The organism is uncultured Clostridium sp., from assembly GCF_900547735.1.
Taxonomy (GTDB): domain Bacteria; phylum Bacillota; class Clostridia; order Lachnospirales; family Lachnospiraceae; genus Otoolea.
Map to the genome: position 1 here is coordinate 1 of NZ_URHZ01000097.1, position 16,726 is coordinate 16,726.

At 50.3% G+C, this 16,726-nt stretch carries 12 protein-coding genes; 10 read left to right on the top strand and 2 right to left on the bottom strand.

Annotated features, from left to right (window positions below; all coding sequences use genetic code 11):
- Positions 1-218: 218 nt before the first annotated feature.
- From QZT18_RS21165 to QZT18_RS21210, 10 genes are all read left to right on the top strand, one after another.
- The gene (locus QZT18_RS21165; RefSeq protein WP_294151225.1) at positions 219-992 is read left to right on the top strand and encodes a TatD family hydrolase; all 774 of its coding nucleotides are present in this window, start codon (positions 219-221) and stop codon (positions 990-992) included.
- Between the two features lie 88 nt (positions 993-1,080).
- A complete protein-coding gene (gene ade / locus QZT18_RS21170) occupies positions 1,081-2,850 on the top strand; it encodes an adenine deaminase (protein ID WP_294151227.1) in 1,770 nt (589 codons plus the stop codon).
- Between the two features lie 257 nt (positions 2,851-3,107).
- On the top strand, positions 3,108-4,193 hold the full coding sequence (asd, locus tag QZT18_RS21175) for an aspartate-semialdehyde dehydrogenase (RefSeq protein ID WP_294151257.1): 1,086 nt from the start codon (positions 3,108-3,110) through the stop codon (positions 4,191-4,193).
- Position 4,194: 1 nt separating this feature from the next.
- Positions 4,195-5,250: an aldose epimerase family protein gene (locus tag QZT18_RS21180; protein WP_294151230.1), complete on the top strand. Its 1,056-nt coding sequence runs from the start codon at positions 4,195-4,197 to the stop codon at positions 5,248-5,250.
- Positions 5,251-5,366: 116 nt separating this feature from the next.
- Positions 5,367-6,320: a DMT family transporter gene (locus QZT18_RS21185; RefSeq protein WP_294151232.1), complete on the top strand. Its 954-nt coding sequence runs from the start codon at positions 5,367-5,369 to the stop codon at positions 6,318-6,320.
- 59 nt (positions 6,321-6,379) lie between these two features.
- Positions 6,380-8,749, top strand: coding sequence for a DNA topoisomerase (locus QZT18_RS21190; protein ID WP_294151234.1), 2,370 nt, complete (start codon positions 6,380-6,382; stop codon positions 8,747-8,749).
- Between the two features lie 106 nt (positions 8,750-8,855).
- On the top strand, positions 8,856-9,530 hold the full coding sequence (locus QZT18_RS21195; protein ID WP_294151237.1) for a UDP-N-acetylglucosamine pyrophosphorylase: 675 nt from the start codon (positions 8,856-8,858) through the stop codon (positions 9,528-9,530).
- Between the two features lie 94 nt (positions 9,531-9,624).
- Positions 9,625-11,586, top strand: a complete 1,962-nt coding sequence (locus tag QZT18_RS21200; protein WP_294151239.1) for a fructose-1,6-bisphosphatase — start codon at positions 9,625-9,627, stop codon at positions 11,584-11,586.
- A gap of 335 nt (positions 11,587-11,921) precedes the next feature.
- Positions 11,922-13,361 (top strand): carbon starvation protein A, encoded by a 1,440-nt coding sequence (locus QZT18_RS21205; RefSeq protein WP_294151240.1) that lies wholly within the window; start codon positions 11,922-11,924, stop codon positions 13,359-13,361.
- A gap of 51 nt (positions 13,362-13,412) precedes the next feature.
- On the top strand, positions 13,413-14,450 hold the full coding sequence (locus QZT18_RS21210; RefSeq protein ID WP_294151243.1) for an ATPase P: 1,038 nt from the start codon (positions 13,413-13,415) through the stop codon (positions 14,448-14,450).
- 76 nt (positions 14,451-14,526) lie between these two features.
- Here the strand turns inward: QZT18_RS21210 and upp are convergent, their stop codons facing one another.
- Both upp and QZT18_RS21220 read right to left on the bottom strand, forming a co-directional pair.
- Positions 14,527-15,156, bottom strand: a complete 630-nt coding sequence (gene upp, locus QZT18_RS21215) for a uracil phosphoribosyltransferase (protein WP_125140529.1) — start codon at positions 15,154-15,156, stop codon at positions 14,527-14,529.
- Between the two features lie 367 nt (positions 15,157-15,523).
- A complete protein-coding gene (locus QZT18_RS21220; protein WP_294151254.1) occupies positions 15,524-16,351 on the bottom strand; it encodes a hypothetical protein in 828 nt (275 codons plus the stop codon).
- Positions 16,352-16,726: the final 375 nt, after the last annotated feature.

Consider the following 16,726-nt stretch of genomic DNA (forward strand, 5'->3'; position numbering starts at 1 on the left):
AACTTTTTCTGCCCGGATTCCCCACCCGCGACAACCTGCAACCCGGGACTGAAGACTCATCCCCTCCCTCCCACCATTCCGCCCCCCGGCCGTCCCGGCGGCGTTCTCATTCTTCAGCCAAACAACCTGTTGTGCAATCCCCCATTCTTATAGTATAATGAGGTGGGAAATGCACCCCACACTGAAAATTCCAATGTAGAAAAGAAAGGACAGAGTTTATGCGGGGAATAATCGACAGTCACGCCCATATCTGCGGAGCGCAGCTTTATCCGCGGTGGGAAGAGGTGGTTGCAGGGGCGAAAGAGGCAGGCATTGAAAAAATCATGATTGTCTGCACGGAGCTTTCCGAGGCGGAGCGGGCGATTCGGATGGCGGAGATGGATCCCATGTTTGACGTGGCCTGCGCATTTTATCCGAATGATCTTTTAAAGGTAACGGAAGAGGATTTTGTGCGGCTGGAAAGGCTGGTACGCAAGCCGCAGGTTAAGGCGGTGGGTGAGATAGGGATGGATTATTACCCCTATGAAGAGACGGTGCCCGCAGATATCCAGAAGGAGGCCTTTATCAGGCAGATCCGGATGGCGAATGAGGTGGATAAGCCGGTACTGATCCATATGCGCCTGGCAACCGACGACACGAGACGTTATATGAAAGAGAACCTGAAGGTGCCCGGCATTATGCACTGTTACAGCGGCGGCGCCGAAGCGATGCAGGATTTTCTCGATATGGGAATGTATATATCCTTTTCGGGAAATATTACATTTGAACTGGATGATGAAAGTACACAGAGGGCGGTAAAGGAAGTTCCGCTTGACCGGATTCTGGTGGAGACGGATGCACCGAGCCTGACACCGGCTCCGATGCAGGGGAAAGAGAATGAACCACGGTATATTACTTATGTGATTGAGCACATCTGCCGTGTGAGGAATATGAAAAGGGAAGAATTAATAAGGGCGGTCAATGAAAATTACAGACGCCTTATGAAAGAATAGATGGTACTGTACGGAAGGCCGGAAAGAAAAGGAACGGTACGAAACAGGTACAAATCGATGATACCCGGACACAGAGAGGAGACAAACTATGATTAAACTGGAACCAAAGAATAAAAAGGAGCTTTTAAAAACGGCCCTCGGCCTTGTAAAGGCCGATCTGGCGGTGATCAACTGCCGGCTTGTGAATGTATTTACGGGGGAGATCTATCCGGCCGTAGTCTATGTAAAAGACGGATTTATCGCACATGTGGAGACGGAGAAACTGGAGGGACCTTTTGAGGCGGAGGAGATTTATGACGGAAAGGGACGTTATCTGATCCCGGGACTGATTGATTCCCATATGCACATTGAGAGTTCCATGATGACTCCGCGGAATTTTGCCAGGGTCGTGATTCCCCACGGAACGACCACGATCATTCATGACCCGCATGAGCTGGCCAATGTTTACGGCGTGGATGCGGTAAAATATATGCACGACAGCGCCGACGATCTGCCGATGCGACAGCTCGTGGACATCCCAAGCTGCGTTCCGGCCGTACCGGGCTGCGAGAACGCGGGAGCCGAGTTCTTTGCCGGAGAGATCCGGGAACTGGCAAAGCTTGAACGGGTGGTCGGCCTGGCCGAAGTGATGGATTTCTATGGGGTGATGAACGGCGACGACCGTATGATGGATATCATCGAGGCGGCAGAGGAGAGCGGCCTTTATCTTCAGGGACATGCGCCGGGCCTGATGGGAAGACAGCTTTCCGCATATCTCTGCGGCGGTCCGAATACCTGTCATGAGACGACCAGGGGCGACGAGGCGCTTGGCAAGCTCAGGGCAGGCATGTATGTGGATGCCAGGGAGAGCTCCATCACAAAGAACGTCAAGGCCATTGTGGAGGGAATCGACGGAATCCGTTTCTACGATACACTGACTCTCTGCAGCGACGACAGGGAGAGTGATGATCTCCTGCACACGGGCCATTTGAACGCAGTAGTCAGAAAGGCCATTGAATGCGGCATGGATCCGGTGCTGGCCATCAAGAGTGCCACAATCAATACGGCCAGGGAAATCGGCGTATCCCACATCGGAGCCGTGGCGCCCGGCTATACGGCGGATATGGTCCTGACCGAAGACATTAACACCATGTGGGCGGATGCCGTATTTTTCGGTGGAAAGCTGGTTGCCGAGAACGGAAAGCTGACGGTGGAGATCGAGGATCGCGAATACGCCATCGAGAAGCGAAATTCTATGAATGCAGGAGAAGTGACGCTTGATGACTTTATCGTAAAAGCCCCTGTGGAGAGCGGTACCGTAAAAGTCCATGTAATGGAATACCACGATCTTCTCCAGAGCATGACCAGATGTGCGGTGGAAGAGCTGGAAGTGAAGGACGGCACGGTCGTGCTGAAAGAGGGCATGGCGTTTGTAGCCGTAATCAACCGTCACGGCAAAGGGACAAAGGCCCTTGGAATCGTAAAGAACTTTGGAAGCAGCGAGGGAGCCATTGCATCTACCGTCTCCCATGATTCCCATAACCTGGCGATTGTCTACTTCAAACCGGAAGACGCCTTTGCGGCGGCAAAGGAACTGATTGCAAAAGGCGGCGGAATGACGGCGGTAAAGGACGGAAAAGTCCTCAATACCCTGAGACTGGAGGTCGGCGGCCTGATGACCAGGCTGAATGCCGAGGAACTGACAAAAGAGGCGGCAAAGATGAAAGAGACGGAGCGAGGTCTGGGACTTACGGCCCAGGAAAATCCGCTTCTGCGCATCGTTTCCCTGGCGCTTCCCGTTATCCCGGATGTGAAAATGTCCGATTTAGGCCTGGTTTCCGTGGCGGAACAGAAGATTCTTCCGCTGTTCACGTCATAAATTAATAAAATGTTCGCTGTGGAAAGACAAATGTATTTTCTTTGCGGAAAAATGTTGATTTTTTCTGCGAATTGGTATAGGATATACGTTAATGTTATGATTCGTTACGCCGCACCGTTCTCAGAGAACCGGCGGACTGTGTGCGCACCGGATCACCGCAGGGAATCCCCGGCATACTAAAGAGGGGCGCCGGTAACTGGAAAGACAGTGGACAGTTACGGAAATCGAATTCGGGAATGAGGAGAATAGCTATGGAAATGAAGAAGAAATTACGTGTAGGCGTTTTAGGCGCAACAGGAATGGTTGGACAGCGTTTTATTACACTTTTGGCTGAACATCCGTGGTATGAGGTAACTGCAGTGGCGGCAAGCCCCAGATCGGCAGGCAGAACATACGAAGAAGCAGTCGGCGGCCGCTGGAAGATGCAGACGCCAATGCCGGAATCCGTAAAAAATATGGTTGTGATGAATGTCAACGAAGTGGAAAAGGTTGCCGCAGCCGTAGATTTTGTCTTCAGCGCCGTTGATATGACGAAAGAAGAGATCAGAGCAATCGAGGATGCCTATGCCAAGGCTGAGACACCGGTTGTTTCCAATAACAGCGCCCATCGCTGGACACCGGACGTCCCGATGGTAGTGCCGGAGATCAATCCGGAACACTTCAAAGTAATTGAATTCCAGAAAAAACGCCTTGGAACAAAGAGAGGCTTTGTCGCTGTAAAACCAAACTGCTCCATCCAGAGCTACGCTCCTGTTCTGACCGCATGGAAAGAATTCGAGCCGTATGAGGTGGTTGCCACTACATACCAGGCAATCTCCGGCGCAGGAAAAACCTTTAAAGACTGGCCTGAGATGGTGGAGAATATTATCCCATACATCGGCGGCGAGGAAGAAAAGAGTGAGCAGGAGCCGCTCAGACTCTGGGGCGAGATTAAAGACGGTGAGATTGTGAAGGCAGACGGGCCTGTCATCACCTGCCAGTGCATCCGCGTGCCGGTTCTGGACGGACATACGGCCGCCGTATTTGTTAAATTCAGAAAGAAACCAACGAAAGAGCAGCTGATTGAGAAGCTTGTGAACTTTAAAGGCCTTCCTCAGGAGATGGAACTTCCGAGTGCACCGAAGCAGTTTATCCAGTATCTGCAGGAGGATAACCGTCCTCAGGTCAAGCTGGATGTCGACTTTGAAAATGGCATGGGAGTTTCCGTCGGCCGTCTGAGGGAAGACACGGTTTATGACTGGAAGTTTGTCGGACTTTCCCACAACACATTGAGAGGCGCCGCAGGCGGAGCCGTTCTCTGTGCGGAGCTTCTGACGGCCCAGGGATATATTGAGGGGAAATAATATGTACAAAAAAGTAAAATTTGGTGAACTGTCAGACGGAAGAAACGTGACCCAGTATACGCTGGTCAATAAAAACGGACTTTCCGCATCCTTCCTGGATCTGGGAGGAATCTGGTCCTCCATGCTGGTTCCCGGACGGGACGGTGAGCTGGCGGATGTAGTGCTTGGATATGATACGATTGAGGCATGTCTGGGAAACGGCGGCCATCTGGGTGAGATCGTCGGAAGAAACGCCAACCGCATCGGAAAGGCAGAGTTTACATTAAACGGAGTGACTTATAAGCTGGAGGCCAACAATGGCCCCAACAACCTTCACAGCGGCCCCGATTTCTACAGAAACAGAATCTGGGATACCGAGGTGACCGAAGAGGAGGATGGGACGTCCATCACATTTTCCCTCTTAAGCCCCGACGGAGACCAGGGATATCCGGGCAATGCGAGGATTTCTGTAGTCTACACGCTGACGGAGGAAAATGAGCTGAAGATCCGTTACCATATGGTCTGCGATCAGGACACCGTTGCCAATATGACGAATCACAGCTACTTTAATCTTGCAGGCCATAGGAGCGGAAGCGCCATGGATCAGCTTGTGTGGATCGATGCGGATCGTTACACTCCTACGGACGATGTGGCTATCCCTTACGGGGAACTCCGGCCGGTAGCGGGAAGTCCGATGGATTTCACCGTAAAGAAACCAATCGGCCGCGATATCGACGCGGACTGTGAGCAGATACGGTTCGGCCACGGCTATGACCACAACTGGGTCCTGAACCATGAGCCGGGGAAACTGTCGCTCTCAGCCAAGGCCTGGGATGAGAAGAGCGGACGCACAATGGAAGTCTATACGGATCTTCCGGGCATCCAGTTCTATACCGCCAATTATCTGGAGCCGGATATTCCGGGGAAAGAGGGCGTGCTGTACGGCCCGCGCCAGGGATACTGTTTTGAGACGCAGTATTATCCCAATGCGGTCAATATGCCGGATTATCCGTCCCCTGTTTTGAAAGAGGGAAAAGAATATAGTACTACCACAATTTATAAATTTATGATAGAATAAATCAGTACAGGGATGCAGTAAAGAGCCGTCCGGCAGAAGCTGCAGCCCTGTATTTTTGAGAAAGCCTGGGCATGACGGCCGGTTTAAGCCGGGTATGAACAATAACATTGCGGAGGATGAAACAGAAAATGGGAGCGACAGAGGGGAAGACAAATAACAGGAAGATAACGGCTTTAGCTTCAGCCGGACTTATGTTTGTGACGATTGTATGGGGCAGCGCGTTTGTGGTCATGAAGAATTCAATGGATGTAATCAAACCGACGTACCTCCTGGCATACAGGTTTACGATTGCGACGGTTGGACTTATGATTATTTTCAGGAAACATGTGAAGACGATGACCCGGGCCGATATCGGCTGCGGCACCCTGCTGGGGTTTCTTTTGTTTATCAGCTACTATTTTCAGACCTATGGGCTGAAGTTTACGACCGCCAGCAAGAATGCGTTTATCACGACGCTGTACGTCATAATTGTTCCTTTTCTGCACTGGCTTTTTAATAAAGTAAAACCATCGAGAAATAACGTCATTGCCGCCTGTATTGCGGTGGTCGGCCTGGCGCTCCTTTCGCTGAAGGGCGACCTGACGGTCAATTACGGTGATTTTTTGACCTTTATCTGCGGCTTTTGTTTTGCTCTTCATATGGTTTTCATCGATCGTTATACCATGGTTTACGATCCGATTAAACTGACGGTGGTCCAGATGGGCTCCTGCGCCGTGATTTCCTGGCTTGTGGCCTTCACGTTTGAGGGCTCCTGTAATCTGGGCGTCTTTGCAGACAGAGGAGTGCTTTTATCCATTCTGTACCTGGGACTTGTTTCAAGCATGCTCTGTTTCCTGCTCCAGACCGTGGGACAGACCTATCTGAGCGCAAGTACATCATCGATCCTGCTCTCTTTTGAATCGGTGTTCGGTCTGGTGTTTTCGGTGATTTTCCTCAGTGAGCCGGTGACGCCCAGGATGCTTGTGGGATGCGGGCTGATGTTTGCGGCGGCAATCCTGGCGGAGCATAAATCGTCGGGCGGTAAGAAATCCGGGAAAATGAAAAGGCAGGAAGAGGCGGCGGAGGTTTAAACTCCGGCTTTGAAAGTACGGAATCGTTACATATATATTTACAGAATGTGGGGAATGGAATGTCAAAATCATTATACATAGCAGAAAAACCGAGTGTAGCCAGAGAATTCGCTAATGCGCTGAAGGTTTCGGGCAGGGCGAACGACGGCTATATCGAATCGGAGAATGCGGTTGTGACCTGGTGTGTGGGACATCTTGTTACAATGAGTTATCCGGAGGCCTATGACATAAAATATAAGAGATGGAGCCTCCAGACGCTTCCTTTTCTCCCGAAAGAATTTAAATATCAGGTAATTGAGAATGTTGAAAAACAGTTTAAGATTGTAAGCGGCCTTCTGAACAGGAACGATGTGGATACCATTTACGTCTGTACCGACTCCGGGCGGGAGGGAGAGTATATCTACCGTCTCGTGGCGCAGATGGCCGGGATTAAGGGCAAGAAACAGAAACGGGTCTGGATTGACTCGCAGACGGAAGAGGAAATACTGCGCGGAATCAGGGAGGCAAAGGATTTGTCTGAGTATGACAACCTGGCGTCCTCGGCCTATCTGAGGGCCAAGGAAGACTACCTGATGGGAATTAACTTTTCCAGGGCGCTGACTCTGAAATACGGCCCTTCCATTTCAAACTATATGCGCACGGACAGGACCGTTGTGTCCGTCGGCCGCGTAATGACCTGCGTCCTCGGAATGGTAGTGCGGAGGGAGCGGGAGGTCAGGGACTTTGTGAAGACCCCGTTTTACCGCGTAATCGGCACATTCGGCCCGGAGGGATTCACACTCGACGGCGAATGGAAGGCGGTAGAAGGATCCAAATACTTTAACCATCCCTGTCTCTATAAAGAGAATGGGTTTAAGGAACGAAAAGACGCGGAGGAACTGATAAACTATCTCTCTTCCAAAGAACCGATGGAGGGCGTTATCGCAGCCATCGATAAGAAGAAAGAGACAAAGAATCCTCCTCTTTTATATAACCTGGCGGAGCTTCAGAATGACTGCTCCAAGATGTTTAAAATCAGTCCCGACCAGACCCTTAAATCGGTCCAGGAACTGTATGAGAAAAAGCTTGTAACCTATCCGAGAACGGATGCCAGGGTTCTCTCCACCGCGGTTGCGAAGGAGATTCATAAAAATATCGGCGGACTGAAGAATTACGGGCCGTGCGCCGAGTTTGCGAAAGAAGCGCTTGACTCGGGTACCTATAAGGGAATTGCCAAAACGCGGTATGTCAATGACAAGCAAATCACCGATCACTACGCGATTGTTCCAACGGGACAGGGCCTGGGGGCACTTAGAGGGCTTTCGGAACTGAATGCCAGGATTTATCAGGTGATTGTAAGACGTTTCTTAAGTATCTTTTTCCCGCCGGCTGTTTACCAGAAATATTCGGTGGAGATCGTCTCACAGAATGAGCATTTCTTCGCCAGCTTCAAGGTCCTGAAAGATCAGGGTTACCTGAAGGTGGCCGACGTGTCGGGCCAGGCCAGGAAAAAGAATGCAAATGCGCAGGATAATTCCGGTGAAGGCGGGGAGCCGGCGGGAGCCGGGAAAGAAGAGCAGGCGGGCGAGGTGGTTCTGGATTCATCCAGCCCCGAATTTATCGCAATGCTTGAAAAAATGAAAAAAGGCACTTCTGTATCCCTGGATGCACTGAATATAAAGGAAGGGGAGACTTCCCCGCCGAAACGCTACACTTCGGGTTCCATGATTCTGGCAATGGAGAATGCGGGACAGCTCATTGAAGACGAAGAGCTTCGGGCACAGATAAAGGGAAGCGGCATCGGAACCAGTGCCACCAGGGCAGAGATTCTTAAGAAGCTCTGTAATATCAAGTACCTGTCGCTGAACGATAAAACCCAGGTTGTCACACCGACCTTTCTGGGTGAAGTGATTTTTGTGGTAGTGGAAGCTTCAATTAAACAGCTTCTGAACCCGGAACTCACCGCGAGCTGGGAAAAGGGCCTTACCTATGTGGCGGAAGGCAGTATCACCGCCGACGAATATATGGAAAAGCTGGAACGCTTTGTGGCCGGCCGGACCTATAATGCGGTAAGAGCCGCAAACCAGGCAGGTCTGAGGCCGATTTTTGACCAGGTATCGGAAAATTATAAAACCGCAGGTTCGGGAAAAGCCGCGGCCGGCAAAAAAACCGGTGCGAAGGCAGGAGCGAAAGCAGCGGATGCCAAGGCGGCAGAAGCGAAAGCAGCAGATGCCAGGGCGGCAGAAGTGAAAGCAGCGGATGCCAGGGCGGCAGAGGTGAAAGCGGCGGATGTCAAGGCCGCAGAAGTGAAAGCAGCGGATGCCAAGACAGAGGCCGTGGAAACAGCGTCCTCGATAGAAACGGCTGGGGAGGCCGCGGCTTCAAAAGCAGCACCGGCTGATGCCCTTAATCCCGTAGTAAATACAGAAGAAACAGACATGACGGTATAACGGGTTACTGTTTACAGGAAGTATTCCACGCGGCGTGTTACCGGGCGCGGTATAGCAGTAACTGTAACAGATTCTAACCACAGGCAGGAAAGAGAGGAACATGACTATGATTCGGGAACAGATGAAGATTGCAGAACTCTATGATTTGACACATACACTTGCGGCGGATTATCTGGCGCAGTATGAATTTCCCTGGGATGCACTTCAGGGAATCAGCGATTTTCTGATTCAGCTCGGCGGCAGCCTGGATGAGAACGAGTATGAGAAACGGGGAGAGAATGTTTGGGTGCATAAAACCGCAAAAGTGGCTCCCACCGCGTTCTTAAACGGTCCGGTCATCGTGTGCAGGGATGCCGAAGTGCGCCACTGCGCCTTTATCCGCGGAAGCGCGCTGATTGGGGAGGGCGCCGTGGTAGGCAACTCCACGGAGCTGAAGAATGTGATTCTTTTCGACAAGGTTCAGGTACCGCACTACAACTATGTGGGTGATTCGATTCTTGGATTTAAGGCCCATATGGGAGCCGGTTCCATCACCTCCAATGTGAAATCCGACAAACTGCTTGTAACTATCCATGCCGCCGACGGTGAGATCGAGACGGGCAGAAAAAAGGTGGGAGCGCTGATTGGAGATAATGTGGAGGTTGGCTGCGGTTCCATATTAAACCCCGGCACCGTGATTGGAAGATGGTCCAATATTTATCCTCTTTCCAGCGTGCGCGGCTGTGTGGATCCGGATTCCATCTACAAGCGCCAGGGCGAGGTTGTGGCAAAAACGGTTTAGTAACGGTAACCTTTAAGCTTCGCGGCCGGATGCCCGGGAGGCAGGAGTCCATTAGGAGTGATTTCAGCAGAACATAATGGATAAGGAGGATGTTATGAAAAATTTGGAGATCAGATATCTGGAATGGCTGGCGGAGCTGTATCCCACGATTGGGGCGGCGTCGACGGAGGTGATTAATCTGGAGGCAATCGTCAACCTTCCCAAGGGAACGGAGCATTTTCTGACGGATATTCACGGGGAATACGAGGCATTTTCCCATGTGCTTAAGAACGGCTCCGGGGCCGTCAAACGCAAAATCGACGATGTGTTCGGCAATACGCTGAGCCGTCAGGATAAACAGTCCCTTGCGACGCTGATTTACTATCCGAGGGAAAAGATGAGCCGTATCCTGCAGACGGAACCGAATCCGGAGGACTGGTATAAAATCACGCTGTACCGCCTGATTGAGGTCAGCAGGAGGGCGGCCAGCAAATACACACGTTCCAAGGTGCGTAAGGCCCTTCCGAAGGAATTTGCCTATGTGCTGGAGGAGCTTCTGACCGAGAAGGCGGAGCTGACGGACAAGGAGTCCTATTACGACGCGATTATCCAGACGATTATCCGGGTGGGCCGGGCCAAACAGTTTATCATAGCCTTGAGCGAACTGATCCAGCGTCTGATAGTGGATCATCTCCACATTGTGGGCGATATCTATGACAGGGGACCGGGGCCTCATATTATTATGGATAAGCTGATGACGTATCACTCGGTGGACATCCAGTGGGGAAACCACGATGTCCTCTGGATGGGGGCGGCGGCCGGACAGGCGGGCTGTATCGCGAATGTGATACGAATCTGTGCCAGATACGGCAACCTGGATATCCTGGAGGACGGATACGGTATCAACATGCTGCCTTTAGCCACTTTTGCGCTGAACACGTATGCGGACGATCCCTGCACCTGTTTCCAGTTAAAGGGGAGCAATACCTATGATGCGTCGGAGATGGAGATTAACCAGAAGATGCATAAGGCGATTTCCATCATCCAGTTTAAGGCGGAGGGCCAGATTATCAGGCGCCATCCGGAATTCCGTCTGGAACAGCGCAACCTGCTTCACCTGATCGACTATGAAAAAGGGACGATCACGCTGGATGGAAAGGAATATACCCTGCTGGACTGTCATTTCCCAACCGTGGATCCGAAGGACCCCTACGCTTTTACGGACCAGGAGGCAGAGATTATGGACCGTCTGGAGAGGGCGTTCCTCAACTGTGAAAAACTGCAGCAGCACATGAAATTCCTCCTTGCAAAGGGAAGTCTCTATAAGGTATACAATAATAATCTGCTCTACCATGGCTGCGTGCCTCTGAATGAGGACGGCACATTCAGGGCGGTGGAGATTTACGGGAAGAAATATAAGGGAAAAGCCCTGTATGACATCCTGGATAATTATGTGAGAAAAGGTTTTGTCTCCATGGACATGGAGGAGAGGGAGCGGGGGCGCGACCTGATGTGGTATATCTGGCTCCACGAGAATTCCCCGCTGTTTGGAAAAGACAAGATGGCCACATTCGAGCGGTATTTCCTGGCCGAGAAGGAGACGCACCGGGAGGCCAAAAATCCGTACTATCATTTCCTGGAAAATGAGGACGTGATGGATCGGATCCTTGCGGAATTCGGCCTTGCCAAAGAGGGAGCCCATATTATCAACGGCCATGTGCCGGTCAAATCCAAAGACGGGGAGAGCCCAATCAAATGCAACGGAAAGCTGCTGGTGATCGACGGAGGATTTTCCAGGGCCTATCAGAAAGAGACGGGAATTGCCGGTTACACCCTGATATACAACTCCTACGGCCTGATTCTGGCGGCACACGATCCCTTTGAATCCACGGAAGCGGCGATCGAGAATGAGAGCGACATCCACTCCGACAGCAAGATGGTCAAGTGGGTTCCGGAGCGCAAATGTGTGGGAGACACGGACATTGGAAGGGAACTGAAGGAAAAGATAAAAGACCTGGAAAAACTGCTGGATGCCTACTATACGGGTACCATTGCGGAAAAATTCACGGTTCACTAGTCGGCGGAGTCGTATTTTATACTATCCTGTCGAAATAAGACGAATAAAGGCGGTTCATTTTGCAGACGGAAAAAAGCTGCAGAGTGGGCCGCTTTTTGATTCCCGGTGAGGCAGAAAATATAAATGTTAACATTAAGTTACATTTGTTACAGTTTTAACATATGAATTTAATATATAACGGATATTGTATGCAGTATCCTTCATATGAGGACAAACTAGTGTAAAGTATCCAAGAAAATACAATTAAATGATTGTATTTTTGTGTGAATGTACTATAATGATAGTGAATAAAAAAACAGTGTATCACACTGAAAAAAACATAGGAGGGAATGAGTATGTTAAGTTTTTTTATTTGTCTGGTGCTGCTGGTAGGCGGCTATTTTATCTACGGTAAAATGGTAGATAACACATTTGGTACCGACGACAGGGAGACTCCGGCGGTGAGAATCAACGACGGGGTGGATTACGTTGTCATGCCTCAATGGAAACTGTTTTTAGTCCAGCTCCTGAATATCGCCGGTCTCGGCCCGATTTTCGGAGCGCTTCAGGGAGCTTTATGGGGACCTGTTGTCTTTCTGTGGATTACATTCGGTACGATTTTTGCCGGAGGCGTCCACGACTATTTTTCGGGAATGCTGTCCGAGCGTAATGAAGGAGCTTCCATTTCCGAGGTCTGCGGTATTTATCTCGGCGGACTGATGAAGAACGTCATGCGTGTTTTCAGTATCGTTCTTCTCGTAATGGTAGGAACCGTGTTTGCAGTCGGACCGGCCGGCCTGATTGTCACCCTGTTCCAGAACAGCGGAGCCACCGGTATTGTAACCAATAAGGAACTCTGGCTGTGGGTAATCCTGGCATATTATTTCATTGCCACATTTATTTCCATCGATAAGATTATCGGTAAGATTTACCCTGTATTCGGCGTCTGCCTGATTATCATGGCAGTCGGTGTCGGCATCGGTATTTTCACAAAATCAGAGTATGTGATTCCTGAAATCTGGACGAATTTTTACAACATGCATCCGGCGGGAACGCCAATCTGGAGTGTTATGTTCATCACCGTTGCCTGCGGCGCTATTTCCGGTTTCCATGCAACACAGTCGCCTCTGATGGCCCGCTGTATGAAATCCGAGAAGCAGGGACACTTTGTATTCTACGGCGCAATGGTATGTGAAGGCGTAATCGCCCTGATTTGGGCAGCCGCAGGATGTTCCCTTTACTCCGTAACGGGAGGCCTTAACACAGGACTTCAGGAGGCTCTTGCCAACGGTCAGTCCGCAGCAATTTACGACGTATGTAAGAAGACCATGGGCGGAATCGGTATTGCACTTGCCATGCTCGGCGTTATCGCATGCCCGATTACTTCAGGCGACACCGCATTCAGAAGCGCGCGTCTCGTTGTGGCCGACTGGTTTAAGATTGATCAGAAGGCATATATGAGCCGTCTGAAACTCTGTATCCCGCTGCTGGCGGCAGGCGCCATCATCGGCCATCTGGATTACACGATTGTATGGAGATACTTCAGCTGGACGAACCAGACTCTGGCAATGATCGTTCTCTGGACCGCAAGCATGTATCTCTTTAAAGAGAAAAAGAACTACTGGATTACGGCAGTGCCTGCAACCTTTATGAGCGCCGTGTCCATGACTTATTTCTTCTATGCGAAGGAATGTCTGAATCTCGGCACAACATTTGCTTATCCGGCCGGAATTATTCTGGCGGTGGTATTCCTTGCAGTATTCATGAGGGCTACGAAAAAACAGCAGACCGCTTAACGGCTGCTGCGAATGAAAGGACACAAATCTAAGAAAAACCGGAGATAAACTATGATTTTTAAGCCAGTGAAGCTCGGCCTTGAGAGCCTGCCGGAGCAGGAGTTGGAACAGGACAGAAAACAGTGCAGAAAATTCGGCCCCTGCGGGGTGGGAGAGAAGGCGCTGTACCTGAACAGTTTTTACATAGACAGACGGTACTATATCCCGATCGCCTCGGTAACCCGCGTGTTCAAGCGGGTGGCGATGAGCAAGGGCGGTTTCAGCGGGAAAGGGATGTTTGCCAGTATTCCTTATCTGGTGGTAGAGTATGAAGATGGGAAAGAAAAACAGTGTAATTTTAAATACGAGGAGAACGTGGATCGTATGCTGGCCTGCATCGGCAGGGATCACTCCGAAATCAGGCTGGTGAGTGAGGCGGCCGAGGAGCGGCTTAAAAAGAAGGAGCAGGAGCGCGCCGCAAAGCGCCTCCCGGTCCTCCCGGAAGAGGCGAAAGAAGAGCTTGAGCGGCTTCAGAACGCCAGAGAATTTCTGGAGGAGAAGCCGGAGCTTGGCATTGCGCTCAGCCAGGCGGCCAGAAGAAAAAGGGCCTATGAAAACAGCAGCCCCAGCTACAAATGGGTGGCCTTGGCCATTTCGCTTCTGGGAGTCTGTTCCCTTGTGTACGGAATCTATTCACTGATTCATCACGTGGGATTCGCCATCTATTTCACTCTTTTTGGAATGGCGGCTATTTTCCTGTTTTCCAGCGCCAGTATGCTGCCGACTTCGAAAAACAACAAGCGTTTTATCCTGAACCAGGAAAAGCGGGCATTGGAGGAGATGGAGCAGTATCTGGCCTTATACCGGGAAAAAGCGTCAGAAACGGCCGGAGGAAAAGCGTTTCCGCTTCCCGCAAGGTATTCACACCCCGTAGTACTGAAAAGGATGTGTGAAATCATCGCGGAGGGCAGGGCGGAAGACGCCGGTGCCGCGCTTGAGGCGGTGAAAGAAGACCTCAGGGCATTAAACTCCGGGGTGGAAGTAGACCAGGAAGAGTACGAGGAAGTAGTGGCAGTCAAAGCCATGTTTTTAAATGCAGATTACAGCTAATTAGTATACGGCGAAAGCCGGTAACACAGGACATAAAAAGAACGGTGCAGAAGATGGCACCGTTCTTTTTATGTCCTTATTTGGTTCCGAAAATACGATCTCCGGCATCTCCGAGTCCTGGGCAGATATAGGCATTCTCATTCAGGCATCTGTCCACATGGCCTACATAGATCTGTACGTCCGGGTGCGCTTCGTGGAGCCTTTTAAGGCCTTCCGGAGCGGCGATGATTGCCATGAACTTAATGGTCTTTCCGCCGTGCTCTTTGATGAAGTCCACGGCCTCAACGGCGGAACCGCCGGTAGCCAGCATCGGATCCGTCACAACAATGGTACGCAGTTCGATCGGACTTGGAAGTTTGCAGTAATACTCGTGGGGCTGATGTGTTACCTCGTCGCGGTAAAGGCCGATGTGGCCGACCTTGGCGGAGGGTACGAGAGCCAGGATTCCGTTGACCATGCCAAGGCCTGCACGGAGAATCGGTACGATGGCAAGCTTTTTGCCCGACAGCATCGGTGTCATACAAGTTTCAATCGGAGTTTCAACTTCAGCATCCTCAAGAGGAAGGTCCCGGAGAGCTTCATATCCCATAAGCATGGCAATTTCATCGGTCAGGGAACGGAACTCATTGGTTCCCGTCGCTTTATTGCGGAGAATGGAGATTTTGTGCTGAATCAGAGGGTGGTCTAAAATTGTTACGTTTTCCATAGTAAAAACCTGCCTTTTATATTTATAGTGTTTCCAGTTTCAATTTCATCACTGATTTAGAGGGTTACTGTTAAAACCCCGTCTCAATATATTTTGCAGTTAACAGCAAGAAAGAATCCCGCTTGCGGGTTTCTCTGCCTGCGGCGGGTCGCTTTAGCGGCATAATTCCTCTCCGCCGCAGTGCGATTCTGCCCGGAGGGATTTTTTATATCATAGGATCACTTTCTTATGATATAAAAAAATATTCAGACAGATGTATTATACACCTGTCTGAATAGGCTTGTCACTATAAAAATAGAACTATTTAGATAATTGCTGCAATTTTTTGGAAATTAATGTCAAATCCCGAACCGGTTCCGTTTAAACGTTACTTATTGTCGGGACTGTATTTGATGATGGCGTAGTTCCCGAGTTCGGAGGAAAGCGGAACGCTCACATAAATGACGCCCTGTTTCTCGTAGCTGAATACCTCCGGCCAGCTTGCGGCAGGGGTGACGTTCTCGTCCGCCGTATATCCGCCTGAGAAATCGGCCGACTGGAGCTTCTTAAAGTAGTAGTCCGTCGTCTTGTCGGAGCCGTTGATGTAACTTCTGACAGACTGCTCGTTGCCGGATACGGATTCCAGCTTGTAGTCGCCGGAAGCGATGTAACCGGCCACGGTATAGGCGTCGGTAAAGTCGCTGAGGCGCATGTTCTGGACGGTGTCGAGATCGATTGTATTGGCGTAGAAGATCTTTTCTTTCTTTGATGTGGACGGATTTGTTAATTCTCCTTTGTAAGTCACAACGATCCGCTTCAGGTTGGCCGCTTCCACCGTACTTTTTACAGACAGGGTCTGATCCGGGTGAACGTCGGCGATAGCCATTGCATTGGTGCGCAGCAGGGCGTTAACCTGTTTCTGTTTTTCGGTGTCCTTCATATTCGATACAACCGGATATTCGACGGTTGCTTTTCCTGATGTTTCTTTTTTAGTCTCGGTCTTTAATGAAAAGCTGCTTGTGGAGTTCTTGGAATCCTCCTTTGTCTCCCCGGCCGGTTCCGTGACAGCCTTCGTGGTTTCGGGAAGCGTCTCCTTCTCAACGGCTACGGTTGTATGTAATGACGACAGGTCGACAGCCTCTCTCTTTTTGCAGCCCGCAAAAGCCAGGGCGCAGACGGCTACGGTTGCAGCGATAAATAATTTTTCTTTACGCATAAAATCCCTCCTCGTAAAAATTTATTAAGAATGTCGGCAAGTTTGATGATTGATATATTCTGATTTTTCTGTTGTGAAAATCGTTCCAGGTGTTTTCCCGGCCGCAGTTGTTTGCCTGCAGGGAAATAAAATTGCCTTCTGGAATTATTATACAATATCGTGACGAAAAATGTCAGAAAATATCATTGAATTTTTCTTAATTTTTTAGCGGCCGGTTGATTTTGGGTGAATTAATGCCGCGCAAATAAATGTATGACGGGCGTCTTTATTTCTGTGCGGTTTTTGAATGCAGGGAGGTTTGGGGGGAGAATATATTAATGGTAGGGATTTAGTTGAGATGCGAGGACGCCTCTGTAAGACGGCGGACGGGGGAGT